A 25,081-nucleotide genomic window follows, 5' to 3' on the forward strand; every position below is an offset into this window, starting at 1 on the left:
CACCGGTCAGGCGGCAGCCCAGACGCCCAGGGCCAGACCGAGGGTGATGCCGATCAGCAAGGCGAGCGCGATCGTGGGGTGGGCCAGGCCGGCCAGCCGTTGGAACAGGGACTCCCGCTGGTCGACGCCGGGGTAGCTGTGGCGCCGCAGGTAGCGCAGCTCGAGCCAGGGCAGCAGCGGGCTCCAGACCCGGTGGACGGACGAGTAGTCGCAGACGAGCGTGACCACATCGTCCGGCATCGACACGTCGAGCAGCGACCGCCATTCGCGCCGGCCCAGCCGGTCCGGGGCGGGCCCGAGCGCCGTGAACACGAGCGAGCGCAGCACCCGCTGCACCTCCAGCCGCTTCAGGTGGCGCCGGAGCCGGACGACGTGGAACCGACGTTCGGCGAGCGCCAGGCAGAACTCGGCGCGGGTCGGGTCGTCCAGCTCTCCGATGACCAGTTCCAGATCAGCGAGATTCGCCAGGAGGATCCGCGGGTCGCCGTCCACGAGCGCGAGGGCTTCGGCCAGCCCGGGGCCGGACGGGCTCGCCGGCCGGTCGGCCGGCGGCGCCTCGGCTGCCCGCGGCGGCGGCACCGACTGCTGTTGTTGCTGCGGCGGGCGTGCCGTCGCCGCCACGCGGATCGGGGCCGGTCTTTGCCGCGCCGGCGCGGACAGGCATTCGAGGCGTTCGCGCAGTGTGGCCCGGTCGGGGGCGCCGCGGCTGCGCAGAAACTGCCGCAGCCCTTCGGCGTGGCCGGCGAAGTACTCGTTGACCAGCGCGCTCGCGACCGGATCGGCTACCCCCTCGGCCCGGTAGGGCCGGGTGACGGTGCGGGCCAGCTCGAACGACCCGCTCGCCCCGACCGCGGGCGCGCACACCAGGTCGAGGTCCGCGTAGCCGGCCGAGACCAGACCGGGCGCGTACGTGCTGAACGTGTCGAACGGTCGTGCGTCGTCGCCGAGGCCGGACGTCAGTTCGGTCAGGATCCGCTGGACCGCCCACAGATTGCTGACCGTCTCGGCCGGGGTGATGTGCTCCGGAACCAGAACGCCGTGCCGGGTCGCCGGATCGGCGAGGAACGCGGACAGGGTCATCGCCACGGAGGCGGGCTGCAGGGCGGCGCGCCGGTCGAGGTCGGCGACGGTCGCACCGAACTGCTCGAGCAGATCACGCGCGCTCAACGTGGGCAGGGCGCTGCGGTCCGCGTGATCGGTGCGCCAGCCCGGCCAGTCGGCCAGACCCAGCGCCGGCGCCGCGGTGAAGACCTCGGGCCCGCCGATCAACGCGTGGCCGACGTCGTGGCGGTCGAACGAGTCGTTGCGGAACCGGTGCAGCACCGCGGACCATTCCGGCCGCCGCACCAGGCAGACGCTCCACGGCGGCCGCGTGGCGCTCTGACTGTCGGCGGCCCGCATGAACGGGGCGAGACGCTGATCGATCAGCCGGAGGTCGTCGTCGTCGAGCGAGGTGTCGATGGGCCCGTAGCCGCGGCCGCCGAGCAGGTTCGTCTCGGCCCACGAGTAGACGACGTGGAAGATCTTGCCGTCCGGCGCCGGATCGGACATCAGTTGCCCACCTCCCGGGCGGCTGCGGCGCCGAAGACGCCGGACATCGCCAGCAGCGCGACCAGCGGTTCCAGCACCCGCATCGGCCGTACGCCGTGCGGATAGCCGTCGTCGCGGGCGGGCCCCCCGGTGGCCGATGCGAAGTGCAGCGTGCACCGGCGGCAGTACCGGTAGGGCTGGAGCAGGGCCGTGGCGCCCGCGCGGTGCAGATAGGCGTACGCGTCGCGGCTCTCCGCGAGGATGGCCGCGGGCTGCAGGTGATCCGCCTGTGGCCGGTGGATCCATTCGTCCACCGGCGACGCGAACTGCACCAGGTCGGCCTTGTTGATCACGACGACCGCGGGCACGTCCAGGTAGCCGCTTCCGGGGTGGAGCATGCCCAGCACCGACCGGTAGGTGTCGTCCCGGGCGTCAGCGGACGCGCCGACCGTGGCCGAGTCGACGACGAACATCAGCGCGTTCAGTCCGCTCAGGAAGCGGGTGTTCTCGCGCAGGCCGCTCAGGTCCTCCCCGCCGACGTCGAAGAAGGCGACCGGCCAGGTGGCCTCGCTCGAACTGATCAGGAGCGCGTCCGCGAAGTCGGCGACCCCCTCCACCGTGCCGGGCAGGCGCCGGGACCGTTCCATCAGCGGCTGCGTGTACTGCTGGATGAAGTTGCGGTGCCGGACCGGGTCGAGGGCGTCGGCCTTCAGGCCGTACGGGGCGAGTTTGTCCCGCTCGATCTCGCCCATGATGGCGGCGAGCAGGTGGGTCTTGCCGGACAGTGAGGCGCCGACCATCCCGATCACGATCGGCGGCCGGTACGCCGTGTACAGCAGCGGCAGGAAGTGCGGCGGCCGATCGCCGGACGGGTTGGGGCAGCGGATGTGCGCGAGCCGGCGGACGCCCTCCCGTTTCTGGGGCGAGCTGCCGGGCGGGATGGTCAACGGGACGTAGCTGGAGTCCTCGGAGAAACGGTAGAGATCCTCGTCGGTCCGGTCCCACGAGAAGACGTCGAGACAGATCGGGCAGCGGACGGTGGCGGACCCGGCGCGGCCGGAGGTCACGGTCATGAGAAAAACACCTTCCATCCGGCGAGCACCAGACCGGCGACGGCCACCACCGCGACGAGCGTCAGCCAGCCGAGAAACCGGCCGGCCGCAGCCGTCGGTGGTGGTGGTGACGCGGAGCCGGTCTGCCGCGGAATCGTGTTCTCGTTCTTCCGCCCGCGTTCCGTGTCGAAGGCGGCCCGGCCCGCGTCGAGGGCGGCGTCGCGACCCGGATCGGTGTCGACGGGCAGCGGATCGCCCAGCCGGCGCAGGATCTGGGCGGCGCCGGGCCGGCTACCGGGCTCGTCGGCGAACACCCCGTCCAGCAGGCTCGCCAGGGAGCTGCTCTCGGCCGTCGCGCCGTTGGCGACGAGTTTCCCGGCCGGGAGCCCGGTGACCACGTGCGAGGCGATCAGGCCGGCCGCCCACACGTCGTCGCGGGGGTCGGCGATCACGTGGCGTGTGGCCCGGGGCGGCATCCACGGCGACGAGACCTCCTGGCGGTACGGCTCACCGGCGGCGCCGGCCCGGCCGAAGCCGGTCAGGCACACCTCGCGGCCGTCCCACCGCACCACCCCCGGATGCAGTCCACCGTGCACCACGCCGGCCTCGGTCAGGAATGTCAGCGCCCGGAACAGCGAGGTCTGGAATCCGTGCCTCTGGTTGAGCAGCAGGCGTCCGGCGAGGTCGGCCACGGGCTGCCCGAAGGCGGGGCGGCGCAGCAGGTAGGGCCGGTCGGCGTTCAGGTCGTAGCCGACCAGGTGGGGGAGACCGGCGGGATAGGACGAACCGTACCGGCGGACGAGCCGGAGCGCGGCCCGGATCTCGTTGTGCAGCTGGTCGAGCGCTTCGCGGTCCGGGCGGTCCGGGTCCGGGACGACCGCCCACTGCTCCATGAGCTCCGCCCCGTCGGCACTGTGCAGCGCGCGCACGGTCAGGCCGGGTGCGGCCGCCGTCCAGCGCCCACCGGTGGCGTTCACCGTGGTCCGGTCGCCCAGCGGCGTCAGGCAGGCCAGGCGTACGGCGTCGGCGTGCGAGGCCGGTTCAGGCATCCCGCTCCTCCTCGGTGATCCGGCCCAGACCCGGGCCCGTCTGGTTCCAGGTCATCTCCACCACCCCGCTGCGGGGCGTGACCAGGCGCAGCAGGCCCGCCAGGGAGCCCGAGCGGGCCCAGCACAGCTCGGACAGCAGCGGGCTGCGGCCGCGCTGGGCCAGTTCGTCGGTGACGTCGTCGCGCATGGACGCCGGCGCGAACCGCACGGCCCGGATCCGGCTCAGCGACAGCAGGTTCGTGTGCTTGGTGCGGCACAGCTGGACGAGCGGACCGTCGGCCGGCGTGTCCAGCAGGTCGGCCAGCTGGCGGGTCGGGCCCCAGTTCCCGTACGCCCGGGCCTGTGTCCGCCCGGCGCGGGCGAACGGCGGCGGCTCGTTGAGGTCGTGCAGGGCGAGGTGCCGCTCGTAGTCCTCGAGGCATTCGGTCATCCGGGCCGCGGCCATCTCCCACGCGCCGGCCGGGAAACCGGTCCGGACCTGGTCCCACACGCCGGCCAGGGAAGCCTCCACGGCGTCGCGCAGATCGCCCTCGAGCAGCGCGTCGAGGCTCGGGTCGGCGCCCGTGTCGAGGGTGCCCTGATCCGGTCGCTGGGCCGCCGCCAATGCGGATCCCTGCTCTTTGAGGACCGCCGCGATCCGGTCCAGCGACAGCGCGACGGCGACCGCGCTGTCCGCGAGATGGGCCTTGGCCGACGCGAGCCGCCACTCGTCGGTGATCACGCGGTGGAGCAGGCGGTCGAGGGTCTGAACGACCCGCTGGGGCCCGCCGGTGTCGATGAGCTCGAGCCACCGGCGTGCCGCCGTGTGCCACCAGCCGAGCAGCGCCGCCACCGACACGAGGGTGGCCGCCACCACGATGCCGGCCCGCACACCGGGCGAGGTGGGCACGCCGAGCCGTTCGGCCGGCAGGATCCCGGCGATCAGCCCGGCCGCCACCACCGGGAGGTGGGCGCCGGCCACGACCGGGGCCGAACGGGCCGGACCCTCCGTGGCGGCCGCGGTCGGGCGCCGGGACAGCACCAGCAGAACACCGAGCAGGGCGAGCACCCCGGCTGCAATCCCCGCCGGGCCGGCCAGTCCGGCGCCGAACGACGCCACGGCGAGCAGCGCGAGGAGCCAGGCGGGCGCCGGGCGCAGCGGGAAGGCCGGTAGCGGCGGGAAGTCGGTGCCTGCCGTGGCGAGTTCCCGCAGATAGTTACCGCTTCCCCGTGGGGTCGCGGCGTCCGCGAGAAGCCGAAGCCACAACTGGGTGGACTCGATCGAGGACGAGCGCAGATGCCGTTCCGTGGCCGCGCTGAGCTCCGTGACGAATACGTCGGCGGACGCCGGGGCGAGGGCCTCGGGCGCCACCCCCTGCGCGCGGATCTGGTCGCGGGTCGAGTCGTCGAGGCCCTCGCCGGGGTGATGACCGGCGTTGAGGACCCGTCCGACCGCGCGGTGGAACTGCCCGGCCAGCGACCGGGCGTGAGCAACCCGGAGGCCCGGGTGCCAGGCCGGCCCGCCCGGACCGAGCATCCCGATCGCGGCCGTGGCCGAGACCTGCCCGGCGTCGGCGGCGGCCTCGCGCGCGGCCCGCCTGGTCCGGGCCAGCTCCAGGCCGGGTGTGAGCAGGGCGTCGAGATCGGCGGGCGAGGTGAGCGGGGCGCCGCGCGGAAGGACGCCCTCGAACCCCGGATCGGTCCGGGCGGAGCTGCCTTCGCCGGTGATCGCGCGCAGCGCCCGCAGCCGGGCCGCGAGCAGATCGTCGGCCGCCAGCCGGCCCCCGAACGCGAGGAGCCCCGGACTGGCCACGTGGTTGGGCATGTCCTCGAGCTCGCTCAGCACGCCGTCGAAGACGTCGGGGATCTGCAGGCAGTCGTCCAGCAGGTCGAGCGCCGACCGGTCGGACTGACGCAGCAACGCCTCGGCCGACGTGATCGGCCGGGCCGAGTCGATCCACCACCCACAGCCCCGGCCCTGCACGTCGCTGACCCAGAGCGTCCCCACACCGGACGCCCCCAGCACCCCGGGCAGGTCGAGGGCCGGATGCGTGACGCCGTCCGGTGGTTCACCGACCACGATGCACAGAACCGCCATCCGTCGGGCCGCCGCGATGTCGAACAACGTCTCGCGCATGTCCTCCAGGTCGCCGCGATGAACGATGACCAGCGCCCGATTGCCGGGCTGGTCCCAGGAGTGGTCGTCGACGAACATGCGCATCGCGTCCGGCGGGCGCAGATCGTGGCGGACCACGTGGTCGACGTCCCACAGCCCGGCGGACTGGCGCGGGATACCGGTCATTCGGCCGCCTCCTCGAGCTCTCCGAGGGTGGAGCGGACGGGGTTGGAGACCGCCTCGAACGTCATGTCCAGCGCGGCCGGGAGGATCTCGGCCCAGAACTCGCGGCGCATCTCGAGGCTCCGGTTGCCCCGCGGGATGCGGACGCTGATCCCGTCGAGGATCTTGAGCTCGTCCTCGGCCATCGCGCGGAAGACGCGGTACAGCGGGCTCGGCGCGCGCGGCGACGTCTCCAGCCCGAACGGCCGGGTCATCATCAGTTGCACGCTGAAGTCCTGCCGGATCACGTCGTCGTCGGCGATCGTCCATTCCTCGTACGACCGCAGCAGGCTGCCCCACGACGAGGCCGACTCGAACCTGTTCAGCTCGAGCGTCATCGAGATCGACTGCTGATGGCCCAGGCCGACCCGGACCAGGCCGGGCGAGACGTCCTCCCCCTCGAGGACGGTGATCTGCCCGTTCCACAGGGCGCACAGGAACCGGTGCAGGATGCGGATCCGGTGCTCGCGGGTGGTCATCAGGTACCCGGGGTCCTCGCCGAGCCGCTGGCGCCAGCGCAGAAAGTCCTGCGGCTCCTCGTGGTGGACCGCGTCCGACCACTGCCGGAGCGTGTTGCGCAGCTCGGGCACCTCGGTGACGCTCATCGACGTCCGCACCAGGACAACCACCACCGACTCGGCGTCGACGGCGCGGAAGTCGTACACCGCGCCCGACTCGCGGGGCAGGTTGAGGCGGTTCGCGAGGAAGTTCTCGACCTCGGCGTCGCGGCCGCTCCCGGCGTACGCGATGAGGATCTTGAGCTGGCCGTTGCCCTGAGGGGAGAACCCGCCCGGGACCAGACCGGCGATCTTGTGGCGGAACTGGCTCAGGTCCTCCTCGGCGACGGGCTCCCCGGGTTTCTCGGCGGCGGCGCTCAAGAGGTCGTTGAGCGCCGGCAGCAGCGGCTGCTCGTCGACCGTCTGATAGCGGAACAGCCGCTTCACGGACTGCTTGAGCCGGTCGCCGAGGTGGGCCACCGCGCTCTCCGCGCCGTGCTGGGTGCTCTTGATCATCATTTGCCGCCAGCCCTCGGCCCCGATGACCTCGCGCAGGACGTCCCCCGGGGTGGCCGTCGGCAGCAGCCGGCCCTGGGCGACGTAGTAGCTGACGAACCGCCGCATGGTCGCCTGGTAGAACGGCTCCATGTCGCCACCTTGCGGCGGCAGCAGGTAAGAGACGCCGGTGCGGGTGCGGTAAAGGTCCTTGGCCCGCTGGGTGAAACTGATGATGTCGTTGCGCTGCGCGTACTCGTTCAACCGCTGGACCAGCTGGTTCAGCTCGCGGCGCAGGCCGATCAGCTGCCGCTCCCAGACCGGGGTCTGCTCGGCCCACGCAGCGTGCCAGGCCCGCCGCGACCGCCACCGGTACCAGAGGTCCTGCCGTTCCAGCGAGTGCTGCACCTCGGGATCGGTCCACCGCATCCGGCGGAGCATCCGGGACTCGACCGCCGGCAGCGGCGGCTTCACGTCGATACCGTCCGGCGGGGTGGGTTCGCCGCGCCGGCTCTCCAGCAGGCCGGCGAAGCCGAGCTGATCGGCGCGGTCGCTGAGCGACGCGTCCCCGGCGAAGACCCGCTGCAGCCGGAAGATGTCCATCTCGCCGATGAGCTGCTGGGCCGCCCGGCGCGGGTCGAAGCGCTGGGCCAGCGCCGGCATCTGCATGCTGAGCTGCTGGTCGAGGGCGTCCAGGCCGCTGGTCATGGTGCGCACCCGGGTCCGCAGGGCACTCATGATCGCGTCGTGCCCGCGCTCCGGGCGGACCTCGGTGAACTCCAGCGGCGCGCACACCCGCAGCGGATCCAGGTTCGACATCGCGAAGAACTGCTCGATGTACGACCGGTTGTTCTCGGTCCGGCCGGGCGGCGGCGTGGCCAGTTCGTGCACGGCCTCCGACAGGAGCCGGGAGGCGACGATGTCGGCGAGCTCGTCGACCGGCACGGTCATCGAGGCGACCAGGGCGGTCGAGACGCCGCGGTTGCCGACCCCGGAGGCCGCGATCACCTCGCGTTCGACTCCCTTGTTGATGAATTCGTCGGCGAACGACTGGTAGAGCCGCCCGGCGCCCCCGGGGTGCTCGTCGGTCTCGTCCTGGTCGGTGGCGACCAGCGACATCACCAGCGACACGACCGAGCGATGCAGGTCGTCCGGCTCCACGCCGGGCGGCCGGCTGAACAGGAACGCGGTCTGCACTGTGGACGGACGCAGCCGCACGTCGCCGAGGGTCGGGTACCGCACGCCGAGCGATCCGGTGGTGCCGAAGTCGTCGAGCTGGGTGCCGGCCGCCTGGCCGTTCTGGTCGTCCACGAGGCGGAACAGGTCGAGCAGGGCGCGGCCGGAGTTGAGCATGGCCCGCCGGCCGCCGCCCAGGCCCTCCTCGAAGGCGGACGGCATGAGAACGAGCGGGTAGATCTGGGGTCGGAAGCCGCTCTGGTGCAGCGTGTGCCCGATCAGGTGGAGGAAGTCGTAGAAAATTCCGCAGCCGGTCCCACCGGCGACCGAGAACGACACGAACACGTCGCACGTGTTGCTGATCGCGCCGTTGAGCTGGCTTATCTGCGAGCCCGACTTGCTGATCCGTCCGATCGCCTCCCGCAGCGGTTCGGCGACCGGGCCTACGCCGTGCCGCAGGGTCTCGAACAACGACGCGCGCCCGACCGTCGGCAGCTGACCGGCGCCCCGGGGGAGCGGGCCGATCCGCGGCTCGCCGGCCGCGGCCGGTAGCCAGCCCTCGACGTACGGGAAAGCGTTGGTCCGCAGGCTCCGCGCCACCTCCGGGTAGGTGGGGTGGGACGGAACGAGGTCGCGGATGCGCTGCTGGGTGCGGTCGACGATGCCGCGGTACTCCTCGCTCGGGACGACCTGCCGCGGGATGCGGGCGAGCTCGGCGTCGTTCAGGTCGCCGTAGACGAACTGGAGGCAGGCCGGGAGCTGGTACGGCTGGAAGTTCTCGCCGGTCATGACGTCCTGCAGCTCGGTGCCGTCCGGCCCGCACAACTCGTCGCGCAGACGCCGCTCGAGCTCAGCGCCGATGAGGCAACCGCTGCCGCCCAGCCCCACGTACAGCATCGGCTGATAGATCTTCACTGGTCTGCTCCTGTCATCGGCATGTCGTCACCACACGAGGGAGTCGTCGTCGTTGGAGCCGCCGAGGTCGTTCGGCTCGGCGGCGGATCTCGGCCGCGGCGCCGGTCGGCCCGGGGCCGGCCGGCGGCCCTCGTCGTTGATCCCGATCTGGTCGGCTCCGCCCGGCAGGTCGAAACGCTGCCCGGCGACCAGTTCCACCGCCGGCAGGTCGGGCGGCCGGAGCAGGTAGATCCCGCTGCGGCGTTCGAGCGAGTAGGCGTACTCGCCCGGGGCGGCCAGGTCGAGCCGGTGCAGGCCGCTCTCGTCGCGGACCGCGAAGCGGAACTGGCGCGCGCGGCGGTCCGGCGCGTCCAGCACCTGCGCCTGGCGGCCGTCGCGGTACAGCACGATCGCCAGCGGGCGGACGTTGCGTTCGGCCGCCCACCGGCGGAGGAAGACGACGAACCAGACCAGCAGGGCGAAGACCGCCACGGCGCCCGCGCTCACGCCGACCCAGAACCAGGTCCGGGGCGGCGGCTCGACCGTGTACGCCACGGCCGCGTTCCCGTACACGATCTTGTCGTCCCCGGCGTCGACGACGCGCAGGGTGACCTGAGCAGGCCCACGCCGGCTGTCGCCGGCGAAGGTCATCGTGAACTTCTGCTGCGAGGTGCCGTTGCCGACCGACACCCGCATGGTCGCCGGCTGGATCGTGACGAGCGTGCCGTCGTCCAGGTTGGCCGGGACGAGCCGCACGTCGACGGCCCGGCCGAGCGTGTTGGCGAAGGCGACGACGCCCTCGACGGATCCGCCCGGACTCACCCGCTCACCGGACGGCGCCTGCACCGAGGCGTACAGGCTCGCACCGGAACTCTGCACCGAGGTGGTCGCCGGTCGCTTGTCGGTGACGATGCCGTCGCCGCTCACCACGCCGGTGAACGACAACGACCCCGAGGCGGAGGCGGGAACGGTCACCCGGCCGGTGAACTGCCCGTCGCCGGCCTCCCGGTCGCCGTCCCGGCCGTCGTCGCGTACCGGCACCGTGGCCGGCTTGATCCCCTCACCGGACATCTCGACGCTGACGGTGAGCCCGGCCAGGGAGGCCGCGTCGATCGCGCCGGTCGGCGTCATGATGTCGACCGAGGCGGTCACCTGCTGGCCGCTCGTGGGCTGCGGCGGGTCGACCACCACGGAGGCCTGCACCACGCCCTGCCACAGCACCCGCGCGCTGACCCGCTGGTCCGGTGTGCGGGGCGACGACCGCAGCCCTATCTTCCAGGTCCCGGGCGCCGGATTCTTGATCCGCAGCACCTCGACCGCCGACCGCTCGCCGCTGGCCTCGAAGGTGCTGGCGCCGGCCGTCCCGTTCTTGGGAACCGTCGCGCCCTGCGGATCGTGGTAGTCGACCTCGACGGTGGGGTCGCCCTTGAGCACGGTCAGCGAGCCGTAGGTGGCGATGGCCGGCACGTCCACCTCGAGCTCGGTGGTCTCACCGGTCGGCAGCTCGGCCTTCGACTCGCCGGACAGGGCGGCGCACCGGGCCGCGGCGAAGGCGGCCTGCAGCGCGGCCACCACGTCCGCGGGGGCGGAGACGACCGTCGCCTCGGGGCGTCGAGCCCCCGTGTTGCACAGCTGCTGCCCGCCGGCCGCGGCGAAGGCGGCCAGCTTGGCCCGGTCGACCTGGGCGCCGAAGCCCAGCGGCCAGACCTGCACCTTCTCGGTCCGGGCCCGGGCCAGCAGGGTGTCCAGCTCGGCCTGGGCGGCCCGGTTGCGCAGATCGGCCACCCCGCCCCACCGAGGGCTGTCGGACACGTCGAGCTGGCCGTCGGTCAGCAGAAACATGATCTTCGGCCGGTCCTCCGCGCCGCCGCGCAACATCTGCAGGCCCTGCCGGACCGCGCTGGGGAAGTCGGTGTCGTCGTCCCGGCCCGGCTCCCGGATCTTGATCCGGTCCACGCAGGTGGCGAACTTCTCGCGGGCCGGCCCGGTGTTCGCGGCAGCCATCGGGCACACCACGTCGACCGGCCCCTGCCCCTGCCCGTTGTCGCTGGCGAACCCGACCACCGCCAGCCGCGACGCGGCCGAGAACTCGCTCTGCGTGATGATCTTCGCGGCTTCCCGCTCGGCGTCGACCCCTTCCGGCCGCAACGACCCCGACTCGTCCACCAGCACGACGACGTCGACCGGCTTCGGTTCCCCCACGCCGGGCGCGGCCTGCGCCGGCAGTGGAACCATGACTGCGAACAGGCCGGCCGCCGCCACGCCGGTTGCCAACGTCCGGGTGCGAAATGCAATCACGACATGCTCCTCAGGAACGCTTCGAAGTCATCCGGGAGGTCGATCGGCTCGACCACGCCCCGCGGCATCGGGCCGAGCCGCGCACGTCGGCGACGTCCGATCTCGGCGACGAGGGCCATGGCGAGGTCGTGAAAATGTCGTCGGGAGACTCTGTCGATTTCGCTGGACCGGCTGAGGTGCTGCCACAGCCGGTCCTCGAAAGCGATGGGCACCCGACCGATCCGACCCACGGTCAAGCGAAAGATGCGGACGGCTGCCGTCTCTTCAACCAGTTCCTGGAGCTCTCGGGTGTAGCTGTACGCCACCGGAGGGCCGTCGCCGAGCAACGCGTCAAGGCGTAGCGGAAGCAGTTCAGCCTGGGTACGCGCCGAGGACACTCCTGGTTTGGTGCTTGGCCGCCGGCTCAGGATCACCAGCTGCGGACCCTCGCCGATGGCCCCCGCGCCGATCATGGCCAATACGGCGCTTCGCAATTTGGGGAGGGCCGTCAGCCGGTCGGCGTTGTCCAGGTGTAGAGCGGTGATGCCTTCGGCTGACCGTTCTGCGTGTAGACGGAGGGTGCCTTCGTCCCGTTCAAGGCGCAAGACCGCGGCGTCCAGCAGGCGAAGCCCACGGGTATCGATGCCCTGCTCGGCCAAGATCTCTTTGGCACGGGCACGGCTCTGGGCAGCGAGCTGACAGACGACGTCACGCAGAACGAGTTGGCGCGGGCCGGACGACCTCCGTTCGTCGGGCGGCAGCACGGACAGGCGGCTCATAGGAACTTCGGCCGCCTCCACGAGCTTGTCGTTCGGATCCGAAATTCCGCCGACCAGTACACGGCGTGACTGTCCTCGGCTGACTTCCAACTGCTCGCCCAGGATGCGTTTGACCGCTACCTCATCCACCGGACTCGCCGCGTCGGCTAGAGCGGCGACGTCCGCCGAGCGCCGAAACCGGAAGAGGTTCCCGTGGTGAAACACACTCTGCTCGGGCGATTCGAATACGCCGCAGAGCAGCACCTCGGCGAGTTCGGCTACTCCGGTGTCCGGAAAGAGTCGATGCTGGACCGCGCGGATGGCCTCCATACGGAGGAAGTCCGGCATGCAAGCAAGTGCTTGAAGTAGCTGCCATGCTGCCGGCGAGAGTTGCGATGCGAAGTAGTCGGGCAGGTCGTCGGAGTCCGGGAGCTCCTCCACGTCCGGGAGAGGCTGGTCACGATGGTCGTGCAACAGCCGCATCCGAGCCCAGGCCGAGCCGCCGACGAGCATGTTCACGCCCTTGCCGAGCCGGCGCGGCGACAGGTCCAGAACCGGAACCGGGCAGTCGTCACGATGGTTGCTGACCATGTCCTCGACTCGGCGATAGCCCCATCGAGCATTGGCACTCATCGGCATCTGGACTCGTACCCGTCCCGGTCTGACCTGTATGCCGTTGGCCGGCCAGAGCCAGTGGGGCAAGATGCTGACCACGATCACCGGGTTGGTCGCGCCGAGTCGGGTGAGCGTGTCGTGATACCTGCCGTTGCCCCAAGCGTGATGCACACCATCGGTCACGACGACGATCAGCCGTCGCCCGGCGGCGTCGTGGAGGGTAGCGACCGGATCCATGCCGTTGTCAGCTCTGCCGGCCGGAGCCGTCAGATGAGGGGAGACACGGACTCCTCCCGTACCGGAAGTAAGCCGCCACGTGCGTAGCTGACGGAAAGCCCCGAGCTGTCCGAGCAGGGACTGGAAGCCATCGATCTCTTCCCGCCAGAGCGACATCGTGGACCCGCCGTCGATCACGACCGCGACGTCCGGCCAGCGCTCCTGACGCGGACGGAGAATGGGCTGCCAGAGACCGCTGCGCGCGGCCTGATCAGCGGTCGATCGCTCGTCGACCGTCAGGCGAGAGCGGGACGGGCGGCGAATTCTCAGCGGGCGTAGTGCGCGCCCGACGGCGAGCGAGTCGGTGAGCGGCCGGATCCGCGGAAGCGTCAGAGGCCGTGCCGCTCGGTGAAGGGCGCCTCGAGCTGACTTCCCGCGCGGGAACACGACGTCTGACGACACCTCGTCGGGTGCCAGCGGATCAAGATCCGCCGGCGGGGCCGATTCCGCATCGTTCTCGGCGAGGCCGTTCTCCGGCTGCGCCTTGGTGACGCCGTCAGCCATGAGACCCAGATCGGCAGGTAGGTGCCGGGCGAGCCAAAGGGCGTCACAGACATCGTCGGGCGAGGCGCTCCACTCGAGGTCGGAGCTGTTCATCAACTTCGCGACAGCCTGCGTGATCGGAGGCAGGAGGTCGCTATTCATCGAGCTTGGCCATCAGCCGGCTGAGGACTTCGGCGCGGGCCGTCGCGGATACCTGACCAGGCGCGGTCAGCAAGTGGACGGCGTTGAGGAGCTGATCGACTGCGACGGTCTCGTCCTGCCGGACTGCTTGAAGGAAGACCTGAACCGCATCGTTCTGAGCGTCTGGATCGGCGTTCGGGACACGGTGGCGGATGATGTCGAGGAGTTGTGGCTCGGCCGGCATGTCAAGCCTCAAGCGGAGGCAGCGACGAAGAAAGGCGGGCGGGAAGTTTCGCTCACCGTTGCTGGTGAGTACGACGATCGGGAATTCGTAGCAGCCGACCACACCGTCGTAGATGGTGCGAGTGGGAATCTTCAGCCGTCCTCGCGGCCCTGGCCGTCCTCGATCGTCGGTGTAGACGTCGATCGCGGCGCGCACCTCGTCGTCGAGGCGGAAGAGCTCCGGAATCTCGAACTGGCCTTCTTCGAAGACGTGCAACAGATCGTTCGGGAGATCGATGTCGGCCTTGTCGATCTCGTCGATGAGCAGAACACGCGGCCGCCCCCAGGGCAGCAAGGCGGTTCCCACCGGCCCAAGTCGCACGTAACGGCCGATGCGTCGGGCCCGTTCGATCGGTGATTCTTCGCTGGTGCGATTCTGCTCCTGCACCCAACCGATGGCATCGTAATGGTACAGGCCGTCGATGAGTCGGGTGCTGCTGGTGATGGGCCACCTGAGCACGCGGCCGAGCCCGAGTTCGGCTGCGACCATGTGTGCCAACGTGGTCTTGCCGGCGCCAGGCGGCCCGGTGACCAGCAGCGGACGCCGCAGCAGGATGGCCGCGTTCATCATCCAGATCGCTTCGGGGTCCCGGATCGGTGCTAGATCCCCAACCGGCGGTTCCGTCCGCGGCAAGGGAATTCGACCGGCTCCGTCGGAAGTGGCCGCCGACCAGCGAGGGTCTGCGCCACGCCCGAAGGCTCGCCAGGAAGGTGGCGGCGGAATCTCCGGTCCGCCTGCTGTGCATTCGCCGGTGCCCTCGAAGATGGGATTGTTCATGCCGCCGTTCCTTCCGGGCGCCACTTCAGCCGTCGGCCGAAGGGAAACCAATGCGGGTTGTGCCACATGAGGACGGCGTCCGTAGGAAGGCGGCCTGCTCGGCGGTCCTCGTGGAACAGCTCAGGCGTATCGAAGGTTGCATGTCGACACGACTTCGTATCGACCTCGATGACCCCGCCGCGCTGAGTCCAAGCTGCGATCGGCACGTTTGCCGCCAGAAGAGTGCTCGGTAGCCGAGCGGATGCGCCGTCGTTGTTGACCACCAGGGCCGCGCAGGAGACCGGTTCGTCGAAGCGCTGATCCGCCGCCGAGAAGTTGGCCGTCTCGAAGTCGGTCTCCTCCATGACCGTTCGCCAGTTGGCGAACCACGTGGCTGTCTCGGCGCTCGCCGCCATCGGCCGCAGCACCACCGCGAACGTTCGGCCGAGGTCATCGATGGCCGCCTCCACCACGGACGACATGAGCGTGTCGTCATCGGCCATGAGCTCGACGACTGTCCGGGCGTCGCCGTTCCGCGGTAGCCGGGAGCGGATGTGCGCTGCCAGGCCGGCTCCCGTGGCGGTCTCGGGTTTGTACAGCACGGCGCTGCGTTCCCGTGGATGGGCCGGTGGGGCCCACCAGCTCATCCGGTCGTCGGAGTATCGCCAGGTGGTGACGGTGAAAGCCTGGTCCCGGGCTGACTCGTCGGGGTCCGAGTCCATCTCGCGTTCGACTCGGACGAGAACATGAACACGACGGTGTATGGATGCCTGCCAGATCCTCACCTGGCGGTCCACCTTCTGTAGCTCTCTTCGGTAGAGAGGAAGCTCGTCGACGAGTTGGTTCAGCACATCTCGGAGGATCGCGGACTCTTTCGGCTGACTGACATGAGCCAGGCGGGAGAGGAAGTCCAGCACCGCTCTGGCGGCGATTTCGCCGGCGAGCAGGTCGACGAGATCCTTGACTATCTCGCCGACCGTCGTGGAGGGCTCGATCACGAAACGTTCCTTGTCGAATCGCTCCAAGGTCGTGAAGTATGCGACTCGTGCCAGCAGGCGGTCGAACGTGATGTCCTCGCGCGTGTCGCGAATCGTGCAGACCTCGATGATGCGGCGCAGGATCTCCGGTGTCTCGGAAGCGTGTTCGGGTTGTTCGCCGCACAGACTGTCGAGGTAGAACAGCAGATTCCGGCTGGCGATGTTGTCATCGAAGTAGTCGGTCCTGCTGCGCACCAGGTCGCGCAGCGGAGTGAGTCCGTGGCTGCTTCGGCTCAAGAAGTACGCGAGCTCCTGCGCCGTTTCGGGCCGCTCGATAACCACGCCGTGTTCCTGCTGCAGTTCGTCGGTCAGGCGTTGTACACGTTCCCGTGTCATCCGCGGTACGCGAGCCAGGAGTTCGGCGACCTGTGCCCGTTCCGTGTTCGAATACGCAGACGTCTCATCGGGCACGGTTAGCCTCCAAAGCGAGAATCAGCTGCCGAGTCGCTGGAACGTCCCGGAAGTAGTCGGGCCGGGCCAGAGCCAGCTCCAGGAGCGGGTTCAGCCCCAGCGACGATCGATGCAGCGTCCAAACCAACTCCTCCGGGCTCTCGACATCTCCGAGCCTCAGGCCATGGGTTATCTGCAGCTCGTCCGCTACTCGATGTAGCCGGTCGACGTTGGTCATGCGGGGCACCTGGGCCAACAGCTGGCCGATTTCGGTTGGTGAGACTTCGCGGCCCAATGCGACTGACACGCTTTCTCCTGACGGACGGCTGGACGTCACGCGGATCGGCGGCAGCGCGGTCGTGCGGGCTATCGCGGTGACGACCTCGTCCATCAGCCACGGCCAGGCGCTCTGAGCGGTCAGTGCGGCCAGCAGGGCCTCGCTGAAGGCGCCGGCGCGGCGGTCGGGCCGATTCGGGGTGGCCGCACCGGACGGTGCGGCCAGCAGGGCGTACTGGTCGGCGGCGCCGCTGCCCTTGGCGGCGAAGCGGCGGCCGATCGGGCCGGCCGGCAGCTGGGCGCGGTGGTAGCGGGTGCGGCAGGCGTCGACGAAGACGTACTGCTCGGGGAAGGGATAACCGGCCAGCACGGGGAGCAGTTCGCCGGTGAGGTTGAGGGCCTGCAGGTTCTTCATGGACGCACCGGGCAGGCAGAGCCACTGCTGGCGGTCGTACTCGAATCCGTGGCCGGCCCAGTAGACGATCAGGGCGCCGGACCGGTGAACGGCCAGTTCCTCGTTGAAGTAGCGGTAGAGGTCGTCGGCGGTCACCTCGCGCGCCGGCACCTGGGCGGACGGCGGCTTCGGGGTGGCGACCAACAGGTCGATCCGGTCGGCGGGCAGTCCTCGCGCGACCAGGAAGTCGGCCATCCGGCCCGCGTCCGCGGCCGGGCCGTCGAGGTCGCCGGTCGGGCCGAAATCGTACGTCTCCACGCCGACCAGGACGGCGCGGACGTTCCCGGGGACGGTCACTTGATCACTCCGGCCAGCAGCTCGTAGAACTTCTTGTTGCGGAAGTACGCGGAATGCGAGAGCGGGAACGGCAGGCCGCTGTCGAGCCGGTGGTCGGTCACCGCGCCCGTGAAGTGGGGTTCGGCCGGGAAGCTCAGCGCGTCGTGCCGGTCGTACACGTTCAGCCAGGTGGGCAACGGCGGCCGGGCGGCTTCGCGGCGCAGGCCGGGCAGCGCGTCGATCGCGTACAGATAGGGGATCTGCGTGCCGACCGTGACCAGCGAACGGACCCGGGGCAGGCGGCCCAGGGCGAGCAGGTCGAAGCAGGCGATGCCGCCCAGGCTGTGCGCGATGACGTCGACCGGGCCCGGTTGCCCGGCGATCGTCGCGGCGACCTTGTCGCGGATGGCTTCGCCGCGGGCGAGGTAGACCATCACGTCACCCAGGTACGGGGTGACCTTGCGGGTGATCGGCCCGCGGGCCACCGCCATCGCCCACGAGATCGGGCGCAGCCCGGCTTCGAGGTGCGGGGTGATGAGCCGCAGGGCCAGGCGGCTGACCCAGTCGGGCACCCGCATCGGCCGGCCGCCGAGCTCGGTGGTCAGGACGGCGTGGAACGCGTCGAGGGCGCCCGGTGGCACGACCTCCGGCCCGTCCGGGCCGGATCGGCCGACGGTGAGGGCGACCAGAGCCCGGGCGAGCGCGGACGGCAGTTCGTCGCGGAGGGCGTCGGCCCGGGTGAGGCAGTCCGTCACCACGTCCGTGGCCAGGACCTCGTCGACGGCGGAGCCGAGGTGACGGTCGAGGCCGGCCGCCTCCGGCACCGGGGTCGTCCGCAGGGCGGCCAGTCGCCGGCGCAGTTCCGGTTCGGCCGGCGCCAGATGCGGCGGAGGCGGTTCGTTGTCCTGCTGGGCCGCGCGTTCGGCCAGCGCGGTCAACTCCCACCAGGGGTCGGCCAGGGAGACGGCCCAGATGTCTTCGGGAAGCGTTTCCGGTGCCTCGGGGGAATTGTCCGCGTCGAGGCGGGCGCCCAGCTCGCCACCCCAATAACAGAAGGTGGCGGGCGTTTCCGGCCGCACGGTCCGCAGTCCTTCCTGCAGATGCGGCCAGACGGATCGGTATTCGCCGTCGCGAACACCGATGCCGTGCACGAACACGATAGAAGGCATGCTTGTTCGCCTCGCCCCGTAATGCGTCGTCCTGCTGCGATCACCGCCGAGGGTGCACACTCCTGGCAACCCGTGGCGGCCTGCAAGTCAGGCGAAAGTGGATTATTGCCGTCCGTCGAGGTGGTCCTGGACCGTCCCGAATGCCCTGCTCCGGCGCAGATCAGGTGTTGTGGGCTGCGCTTTTCCGGCCGCGGTGCGAACGCTTGGTCCGGGCCGGAGAAATACACCGGTGACCCGGACGAGTCGCAATGTCACTCGAACGGGATCATCCGAACGGGCGGAGCCGGTATCCCGTTTCCGGACGAGGCCGGTGCTGTCCTCCGATTCATCGCTTTTCCTTTCCTGCTGATACCGCGGGACGTCTGTTACTGACGGACAGGCGCATTCGCGGATCACCGGGAAGCCGGTGGCAATAATGTGAATGTAATTTTGCGGACGGCGTACAAGCGGGTTCCCCGGCGCAGCGGTCCGGCCGGTGCGGTGTCCGATGTGGTGCGACTGCTCGCCGGCTGTTCGAGGACGGCGACGTCGAAGGGTTCGGGGGTGATCAGCGCCAGGATCGTCTCGGGACGGGGCAGGCGGGAGCGCAGCGACGACGGCCAGTGCGGGGCGACGCCGGTGAGGCGGCCGGCGGCGTCGGCGCCGTACGTGTAGGTCTCGGACGGCGCCAGGTCGAGCCCGGACGGAGCGAAGCCGGTCAGGACGGTCGTCCCGCCGGTCACGCCGATGTCGATCAGGGAAACCCAGACCGTCTCCGGGCCGCCGTTGTGGACCGTCAGGTAGATCGGGCAACCGGCGCTGACCGAGGCGCCGGCGGACGGCTCCGGAGGGGCGGCCCGGCCACCGGACACCCGGCCCCACGCGACCGTGACCGCCGTGGGCTCGTCGTTCTGGAGGCCGCGCAGGGCAGCGGCGCGTCCGAGCCGGTTCAGGTCGGCGACGACGGCCGCCCAGTCGAGGTGGGTGTGCAGCGGTCCGGTGCGGTCGTGGACGGTGTACTCGCCGCCCGGGCCGACCCGCACCTCGACCGGGCTCGGCTCGCCGGGCCGGGCAGCGCGGACGAGGGGTGACTCGACCGGGTGCGGCGCCCGCACGACCAGGGCGGGCGTTCCACCTCGTACGCAGAAGGCCCGCGCGCCGAGCGGCACCGGCCCGTCCGGACGCAACCGTCCCAGGGCCGCCGTCGGTGACAACCGGTCGACCGTCAGCTCGCCGAGCATCCGGCCCCGGTCCGGTCCGGTGGCGCCGGGCGGCATGACGACGAAGAGGTCCCCGATGCGATGGCCGAAGAACGGAGCCCCGTCCAGGCGCACCCACGGCGGGTCGGCCGCGACCGGGAACGATCCGGTCTGATCGAGCTCCCGGGTGCCGAAGAGCGACCGGCGCGCCGGTCCTTCGGCTTCGGGTCGTTGTGCCCGGTTCTCGGCGGCGAGCCGGTCCCGGACCCGGCCCACGACGGCGGTCCAGGACACGGGCGTCTCGCCGGCCTCGGCCAGGACAGCGGTCAGGGCGCTGGTGAAGACACCGGACCAGCGGCCGTCGATCAGATCCTCGTGCGCCTCGGCGCCGGCGGCACAGGCGGCCAGGCGCACGGCATCCGGGCTGCCGCCGGGGGTGAGCAGGTCGGTGCGCAACCCCGACCGGATCAGCCGGCCGTGGTGGGCGGCCAGGTCATGGCGTACGGGGGGAAGGGCTTTGACCCTGAGGGCCGGCTCGCGGGACATGCGCGCCGCGTGGCAACAGTCCAGCACCGTCACGACGTTGCGGGTGCGCGCGGTCAGCCGGGCCTGCAGCACCGACAGCTCCAGCTCGGTGAGACCGCGGAAGTCGTTCCCGGTCGTCTCGCCGAAGTCGGCCGGCACGATGAACTTCGCCCCGGGCGCCTGACCGCCGTGGCCCGAGAAATAGACGACCACCGCGTCGGACGGACCGGTCGCGGCGATCAGCGACTCGTAGGCGTCGAGAATTCCGGCCCGGCTCGCGTCCGCGCCGATGCGCCGCTCGATCGAGAACCCCCGGCCGGCGAGCTGCCGGGCCATCGCCGTCACGTCGTTGCGGACACCGAGCAGGCCGTAGGTCTCGGCCCCGATCAGCAGGGCGCTGCGCGCCACGTCGCCTCCTGTCCGTCAGGAACGTGTCGGCAGTCCCTGACGGACGAGAGGCGTGCTGGTCGACGTGACGGGTTTTCCGGGCTCGGTGAAGCTGGAGTTCGTTCGCCGGGCGATCGACGTCTGGCCGGAGCTGGCCGACCTGCTGGACGTTCCCTCGTACGACCGGGCCCGGTGGCCCGGCGGCGGCGAGACCCGGTCGCTGTGGGACTGGCTGACCGACCGCGCCGCCCTCGGCCGGCTGCCCGGCGCCTGCAACCAGGTGGGCCGGCCGGACCTGGCCGCCCTGTTCGTGCGGTCGCGTCCGATGATGGTGCCGGTGGCGAGCCGGGTGCGGATCCCGCGCCCAGGGCTGCAGGACAGGGTGGTGGCGGCGTTCCGGCGCGGGGAGGTGCCCGCCGTGGCGGTCACCACCGCGGTCCGCGGAACGGGCGGCTTCGGCAAGACCACGCTGGCCGAGATGATCTGCGCCGACGAGCAGGTGCAGGCGGCGTTCCCCGGTGGGGTCGTCTGGGTGCGGGTCGGCGGGCTGTTCGAGGGCCGGGTTCCGGCGCGGATCGTGGAGCTGACCCGTGAGCTGGTCGGTGATCACCGGCTGACCACCGATGAACGGGACGCCGGCGCGGTGCTGGCCGAGGCGATCGGCGACGAGCCCGCCCTCCTGGTGGTCGACGACGTCTGGACCAGCGGGCAGCTCGCCCCGTTCCTGGTCGGGGCGCCCCGCTGCGTGCGCCTGATCACCACCCGCAACGCGATCATGCTGCCCCGGGGCACGAGGTCGGTGCCGGTCGAGGCGATGCTTCCGGCCGAGGCCCGGGCGCTGCTGCTGGCCAACCTGCCCGACCCGGGGGACGACGCGCGGGTCGACCGGGTGCTGGCCCGCACCGGCCGCTGGCCGTTGCTGCTCGGTCTGGTCAACGGCGTGCTGGAACGGCTCGTCGGTCAGGACAACGCTGTCGGCGACGCGCTGGACGAGGTGGAGCTGCGCCTGCGGGAACTCGGGCCGCTCAATTTCGACCCGGGCCAGGCGGCGGCGCGGGAGAACGCGGTCGCCGGCACGCTGCGGGTCGGGCTCGATCTGCTGCCACCGGCCGAACGCCTGCGCTACGAGGAGCTGGCCGTCTTCCCGGGCGACGAGCCGGTGCCGCTGTCGGTGCTGCAACGCTGGTGGGGGAGCACGGGTGGGCTGGGTGAGGCCGCCGTCCGCCGGTTGTGCGGATCGTTCGCCGACCAGTCGCTGATCGTGCGCTACCAGCTCAATCCGGCCCAGATCCATCTGCATCACGTGGTCGTCGAGGCGCTGCGCCACATGGTCGGGGAACGCCGCCTGGACGAGATGCGGCAGCGCTGGGCGGCGCAGCGCGAGCCGATCAGCGCGATCGACCTCGACAGCGACGACGAGGACTGACCACGGTGGACGAGGAACTGCGTTACCGCCTGCGCCACGAGGCCCGCGAGCTGGCCGAGGCGGGCCGGCTCGACGAGTTGCGGGCGGTCCTGCTCGACCTCGACCGCATGCGTCGCAAGATCTCCGAGTTCGGTTATCCGGCCGTGGACGACGATCTGGCGCTGCTGCCGGGCGACCGGACGGTCACGGCATTACGAGCGGCGTTGCGGGGCGCCGCGAGCCGGCTGGAGCCCCTGCGGCCGGCGAACGCGCTCAAGGTGACCTTGCTGTCGGTGCTGCCCGGGCCGGTCCGCTCGGCGGTGCTGGCCGCAACCAGCCCGCAGAGCCGCACACCGCGTCTCGACCCGGTGCAGGACAGGCTGCTCGCGACGGTGATCCCCGGGCGGCGACCGCCCTCGGCGCTGATCGGATTCCCCGACGGCCGCCGGTTGCTGCGGTGCGACGACGACGGGCTGGTCGAGGTCTTCGACGTCGAGCTGGGGGAGCTGGTCGCGCTCCTGCGGCGGCTGCCGGGCCCGGTCACCGACGCGGCGGTCAGCGCCGGCAGCCGTCACGTGCTGGTCGCCGACGCGGTGGGATCGTTGGTCCGGTGGACGCTCGACGAGTCGAGCGGACTGCCCGTCGGCAGCGTCGAGGCCGTCACCCGCCCGGCCGCGGTCCGATGCGCCTTTCTGCCCGACGGCCGCGTGGTGACCGTGCCGATCGACGGGCGGCCCACGGTCCGCGACGGTGATTTGCGGGTGGCCGGCGTCCTGGACGAGCTGCCGTACTCGCCGGGCCGGGTCGAGCTCGGACCGCTGCAGGTGAGCCCGGCCGGGCGCTGGCTGGCGGTGCAGGGACGCGGCCGGGCGGGCTTCGGCGCGTACGTCTGGGATCTGGTCTCCGGACGGCTGGTCCACCATCGTCCCGATCTGGGGATCCTCGGACCGCACGACGACGGCGGACTGGTGGTGGCGCGCCGCGGCGACGTCGTGTCGTGGGAGCCGCTCAGCGATGTGATCGGCGGAGTCGTCGGGCGCGGCTGGTTGCGCCGGCGCTTCGGCCGCGGGTCGACGAGGATCGCCCACACTGCCGTCGATCCGCGGGGCCGGTGGTTGTGCCGCGTCGACCAGACCGACCGGACCCGCGGCGAGGCCGTGACCCGGTTCGCGACCGTGCGTCTGCGGGACCGCACCGAGCGCCGGCTGCACGTCGCCGGTGAGGTCGGCGCTCTGGTCACCGAGCCGGGCGGGGCCTGGCTGGCGGTCGGGACCGATGGCGGGTACGCCGAGGGGGAGGTCCATCTGTGGCGTCCGGGCCGCGAGCCCGTGCATCTGGGCCGGCACGACGGCCCGGTGATCATCGGTACGGCCGGCGGGCAGGGCGCCTGGCTCGCCACCGGTGACCGGCACGGCACGGTCAGGCTGTGGCCGGCCGGCGCCACGACCACCGGGCCGCCGGCCGAACTCGACCGCGCGATGACCCGGTGCGCCGCCCGGGCCGGTTGGTTCGTCGCCGTCGACACCGACCGGACCGCGTACGTGGTCTCCACCGCGAGCGGCGAGGTCCGTCACAGGCTGGCCAGTCGCGAGCGCGTGACGTTCATCAACGGGCTCGTCTTCACCTGCGCGGCCGGCCACGACGGCCGCTGGCTGGCGACGGCCGACGACGACGGGACGGTCTATTACTGGGATCCGGTGAGCGGCCGCCGGATCCGCACCGCGACCGGTCATCGCGAACAGGTGGTCGCGTCCGACGCCGCGGACCGCCTGGTGACGGTGGACCGCAGCGGTTCGGTGATCGTCGGCTCCCCGTCCGGCGGGGACAGGCGCTTCACCGTCGACCCCGCGGGCGGGCGGCCGCTGTGCCGCCTCGACCCGGCCGGCCGGTGGACGGCGGTCACGGGCGGCTCCGACCTGCACTTCGCCGGGTCGCACCGGGTCCGCTTCCGAGATCGCCTGACCGCCCTCGAGACGACGGGAGGTGGCTTGCTCACCGGTGACGAGTCCGGCGCGGTCCATCTCGTCGATCCGGCCGGAGGGGGGCCGTCACTGATCCACCGGGCGGACGGTCCGGTCGGGCATCTTGTCGCCGGGAACGGTTGGACGGCGTGCGTGCTCACCGCCCGGATCGACATCGTCCGGGCGGGCGGCGTACGCACGATCGACCGCGATGTGGAGCCGGTGACCGCGGCCGCGGCGAGCCCCGACGGCCGTCTGCTGGCCACTGTGAGCGGGGTGGGAACACTGCGGATCTGGGATCCCGTCGCCGGCCGCCCGATCACCGGCCTGCGCGCCGCGGCCGGGCTCCTCGATGTCTGCTGGACGGCGGCCGACTCGGTCTGCGCCGTCGGGCCGGCCGGCGTCTCCCGGTACCGGCTGGTCAGCTGAGGTCGCGTAACAGCGCGGCCAGATCGGGCCGGTCGATCGCGTCGAGGGCCGCGGGCAGCTCGGACAACTCGTCGCGCACCTCCAGCCACCGCCAGAGGTCGTGGGCCCGCCGGGCCGGGTCGAACCGAGCCAGATGGTGGGCCGGGACGGCGAGCAGGATGGTCAGGTCGGACCAGGAATCGGCGAGCCGCCGGGTGAACTCGAGCGCGGCCGGTCCGCCGAAGCCGGCCCGCGGTCGCCGATTCCCCGGCTCGGGCAGGGGAACAAGCCGGTCGACCGGGTCGCAGGCGGGCCGCCACCCCGGCCGCGGCGGTGGGGTGAAGGTGGCCCACGGGCGCACCTCGAGCTCGCGCACACCCGCCGGGACGAGCAGCACCAACCAGCCGGCCCGGTGGCCGTCGGCGACGCCGCCCCCGGACGACCAGCGCCACCAGAACTCGGCGCTGGGGATGCCGAAAGCTGCCGTCGTCGGTTCCTGCGCTCCCAGCGGCACGGGCCGGCCGGCCGCTTCGCCGCGGGCGACCGGTACGAAGTTCAGGGTCGGGCCGAGCTGGTAGACCCGGGCTGGTTCGGCCCGGTGGACCGCGTGGGGCAGGGCGTCGAGGACGGCGGCGCCCGGAGTCCCGAGATCGAAGCCGGCATCGACCCGATCCGGCCGGGGCGCGCCCGGATCGGTCACGACATCGATGCCCGCCCGGATCAGATAGGCGTCCTCACCGTACGCGGAGGAATCGAGGGGGTGGATCTGCCAGCCGCCGAAGCGCACCAGGCCGAGGTCGGCCCGGGGCCGGTCGGTGAAGGAGCGTCCGCCGGGGACGGTCAGGAACGTGCGCACCGCTGCCGGTCTCATGGTTCGGTCCTCTCGCGCGGTCGCGGGGGGGGGGGGGGCCCCGCCCCCCCCCCCCCCCCCCCCCCCGGGGGGGGCGGGGGGGGGGGGGGGGGCGGGGGGGGCGGGGGGGGGGCGGGCCCCCCCCCCCCCCCCCCCCCACCCCCCC

Annotated in this window: 15 protein-coding genes; 2 read left to right on the plus strand and 13 right to left on the minus strand. The window is 71.7% G+C overall.

Features of this window, described 5'->3' with window-relative positions; translation table 11 throughout:
- Window positions 1–6: 6 nt before the first annotated feature.
- From KXC43_RS34405 to KXC43_RS34460, 12 genes are all read right to left on the minus strand, one after another.
- A complete protein-coding gene (locus tag KXC43_RS34405) occupies window positions 7–1,551 on the minus strand; it encodes a hypothetical protein (RefSeq protein ID WP_221380379.1) in 1,545 nt (514 codons plus the stop codon).
- Window positions 1,551–2,603, minus strand: a complete 1,053-nt coding sequence (locus KXC43_RS34410; RefSeq protein ID WP_221380380.1) for a Rab family GTPase — start codon at window positions 2,601–2,603, stop codon at window positions 1,551–1,553. The genes KXC43_RS34405 and KXC43_RS34410 overlap by 1 nt, the downstream gene beginning before the upstream one ends.
- Entirely contained in the window at window positions 2,600–3,631 is a 1,032-nt protein-coding gene (locus tag KXC43_RS34415) for a protein kinase family protein (RefSeq protein ID WP_221380381.1), read from the minus strand. Before KXC43_RS34415 ends, KXC43_RS34410 begins: the two co-directional genes overlap by 4 nt.
- Complete coding sequence (locus KXC43_RS34420) at window positions 3,624–5,912, minus strand: hypothetical protein (RefSeq protein WP_221380382.1); 2,289 nt, start codon at window positions 5,910–5,912, stop codon at window positions 3,624–3,626. Before KXC43_RS34420 ends, KXC43_RS34415 begins: the two co-directional genes overlap by 8 nt.
- Window positions 5,909–9,031 (minus strand): tubulin-like doman-containing protein, encoded by a 3,123-nt coding sequence (locus KXC43_RS34425; RefSeq protein WP_221380383.1) that lies wholly within the window; start codon window positions 9,029–9,031, stop codon window positions 5,909–5,911. The genes KXC43_RS34420 and KXC43_RS34425 overlap by 4 nt, the downstream gene beginning before the upstream one ends.
- A 27-nt stretch (window positions 9,032–9,058) precedes the next feature.
- Window positions 9,059–11,308, minus strand: a complete 2,250-nt coding sequence (locus tag KXC43_RS34430; protein WP_221380384.1) for a vWA domain-containing protein — start codon at window positions 11,306–11,308, stop codon at window positions 9,059–9,061.
- Window positions 11,305–13,581, minus strand: a complete 2,277-nt coding sequence (locus KXC43_RS34435; RefSeq protein ID WP_221380385.1) for an SAV_2336 N-terminal domain-related protein — start codon at window positions 13,579–13,581, stop codon at window positions 11,305–11,307. The genes KXC43_RS34430 and KXC43_RS34435 overlap by 4 nt, the downstream gene beginning before the upstream one ends.
- The gene (locus KXC43_RS34440; protein WP_221380386.1) at window positions 13,574–14,620 is read right to left on the minus strand and encodes an AAA family ATPase; all 1,047 of its coding nucleotides are present in this window, start codon (window positions 14,618–14,620) and stop codon (window positions 13,574–13,576) included. The genes KXC43_RS34435 and KXC43_RS34440 overlap by 8 nt, the downstream gene beginning before the upstream one ends.
- On the minus strand, window positions 14,617–16,047 hold the full coding sequence (locus KXC43_RS34445; protein ID WP_221380387.1) for a hypothetical protein: 1,431 nt from the start codon (window positions 16,045–16,047) through the stop codon (window positions 14,617–14,619). Before KXC43_RS34445 ends, KXC43_RS34440 begins: the two co-directional genes overlap by 4 nt.
- On the minus strand, window positions 16,037–17,053 hold the full coding sequence (locus KXC43_RS34450) for a caspase family protein (RefSeq protein ID WP_221380388.1): 1,017 nt from the start codon (window positions 17,051–17,053) through the stop codon (window positions 16,037–16,039). Before KXC43_RS34450 ends, KXC43_RS34445 begins: the two co-directional genes overlap by 11 nt.
- A complete protein-coding gene (locus tag KXC43_RS34455) occupies window positions 17,050–18,201 on the minus strand; it encodes an esterase/lipase family protein (RefSeq protein ID WP_221380389.1) in 1,152 nt (383 codons plus the stop codon). The genes KXC43_RS34450 and KXC43_RS34455 overlap by 4 nt, the downstream gene beginning before the upstream one ends.
- A gap of 392 nt (window positions 18,202–18,593) precedes the next feature.
- Entirely contained in the window at window positions 18,594–20,312 is a 1,719-nt protein-coding gene (locus KXC43_RS34460) for a caspase family protein (protein ID WP_221380390.1), read from the minus strand.
- Between the two features lie 52 nt (window positions 20,313–20,364).
- Here KXC43_RS34460 and KXC43_RS34465 point away from each other — a divergent pair, with 52 nt between their 5' ends.
- On the plus strand, window positions 20,365–21,717 hold the full coding sequence (locus KXC43_RS34465) for an NB-ARC domain-containing protein (protein WP_221380391.1): 1,353 nt from the start codon (window positions 20,365–20,367) through the stop codon (window positions 21,715–21,717).
- 5 nt (window positions 21,718–21,722) lie between these two features.
- The gene (locus tag KXC43_RS52930; protein WP_221380392.1) at window positions 21,723–24,086 is read left to right on the plus strand and encodes a WD40 repeat domain-containing protein; all 2,364 of its coding nucleotides are present in this window, start codon (window positions 21,723–21,725) and stop codon (window positions 24,084–24,086) included.
- Here the strand turns inward: KXC43_RS52930 and KXC43_RS34475 are convergent.
- On the minus strand, window positions 24,079–24,936 hold the full coding sequence (locus tag KXC43_RS34475; RefSeq protein WP_221380393.1) for a hypothetical protein: 858 nt from the start codon (window positions 24,934–24,936) through the stop codon (window positions 24,079–24,081). The two genes, KXC43_RS52930 and KXC43_RS34475, sit on opposite strands and share 8 nt — an antisense overlap.
- Window positions 24,937–25,081: the final 145 nt, after the last annotated feature.

It is taken from the genome of Paractinoplanes polyasparticus (genome assembly GCF_019710575.1).
Lineage (GTDB): Bacteria > Actinomycetota > Actinomycetes > Mycobacteriales > Micromonosporaceae > Actinoplanes > Actinoplanes polyasparticus.

What these genes read in the sequence shown, in the direction of transcription:
- KXC43_RS34475 (WP_221380393.1), bottom strand. Translation starts at nt 24,936, where the DNA reads ATGAGACCGGCAGCGGTGCGCACGTTCCTGACCGTCCCCGGCGGACGC.
- KXC43_RS34415 (WP_221380381.1), bottom strand. Translation starts at nt 3,631, where the DNA reads ATGCCTGAACCGGCCTCGCACGCCGACGCCGTACGCCTGGCCTGCCTG.
- KXC43_RS34455 (WP_221380389.1), bottom strand. Translation starts at nt 18,201, where the DNA reads ATGCCTTCTATCGTGTTCGTGCACGGCATCGGTGTTCGCGACGGCGAA.
- KXC43_RS34405 (WP_221380379.1), bottom strand. Translation starts at nt 1,551, where the DNA reads ATGTCCGATCCGGCGCCGGACGGCAAGATCTTCCACGTCGTCTACTCG.
- KXC43_RS34420 (WP_221380382.1), bottom strand. Translation starts at nt 5,912, where the DNA reads ATGACCGGTATCCCGCGCCAGTCCGCCGGGCTGTGGGACGTCGACCAC.
- KXC43_RS34410 (WP_221380380.1), bottom strand. Translation starts at nt 2,603, where the DNA reads ATGACCGTGACCTCCGGCCGCGCCGGGTCCGCCACCGTCCGCTGCCCG.
- KXC43_RS34435 (WP_221380385.1), bottom strand. Translation starts at nt 13,581, where the DNA reads ATGAATAGCGACCTCCTGCCTCCGATCACGCAGGCTGTCGCGAAGTTG.
- KXC43_RS34440 (WP_221380386.1), bottom strand. Translation starts at nt 14,620, where the DNA reads ATGAACAATCCCATCTTCGAGGGCACCGGCGAATGCACAGCAGGCGGA.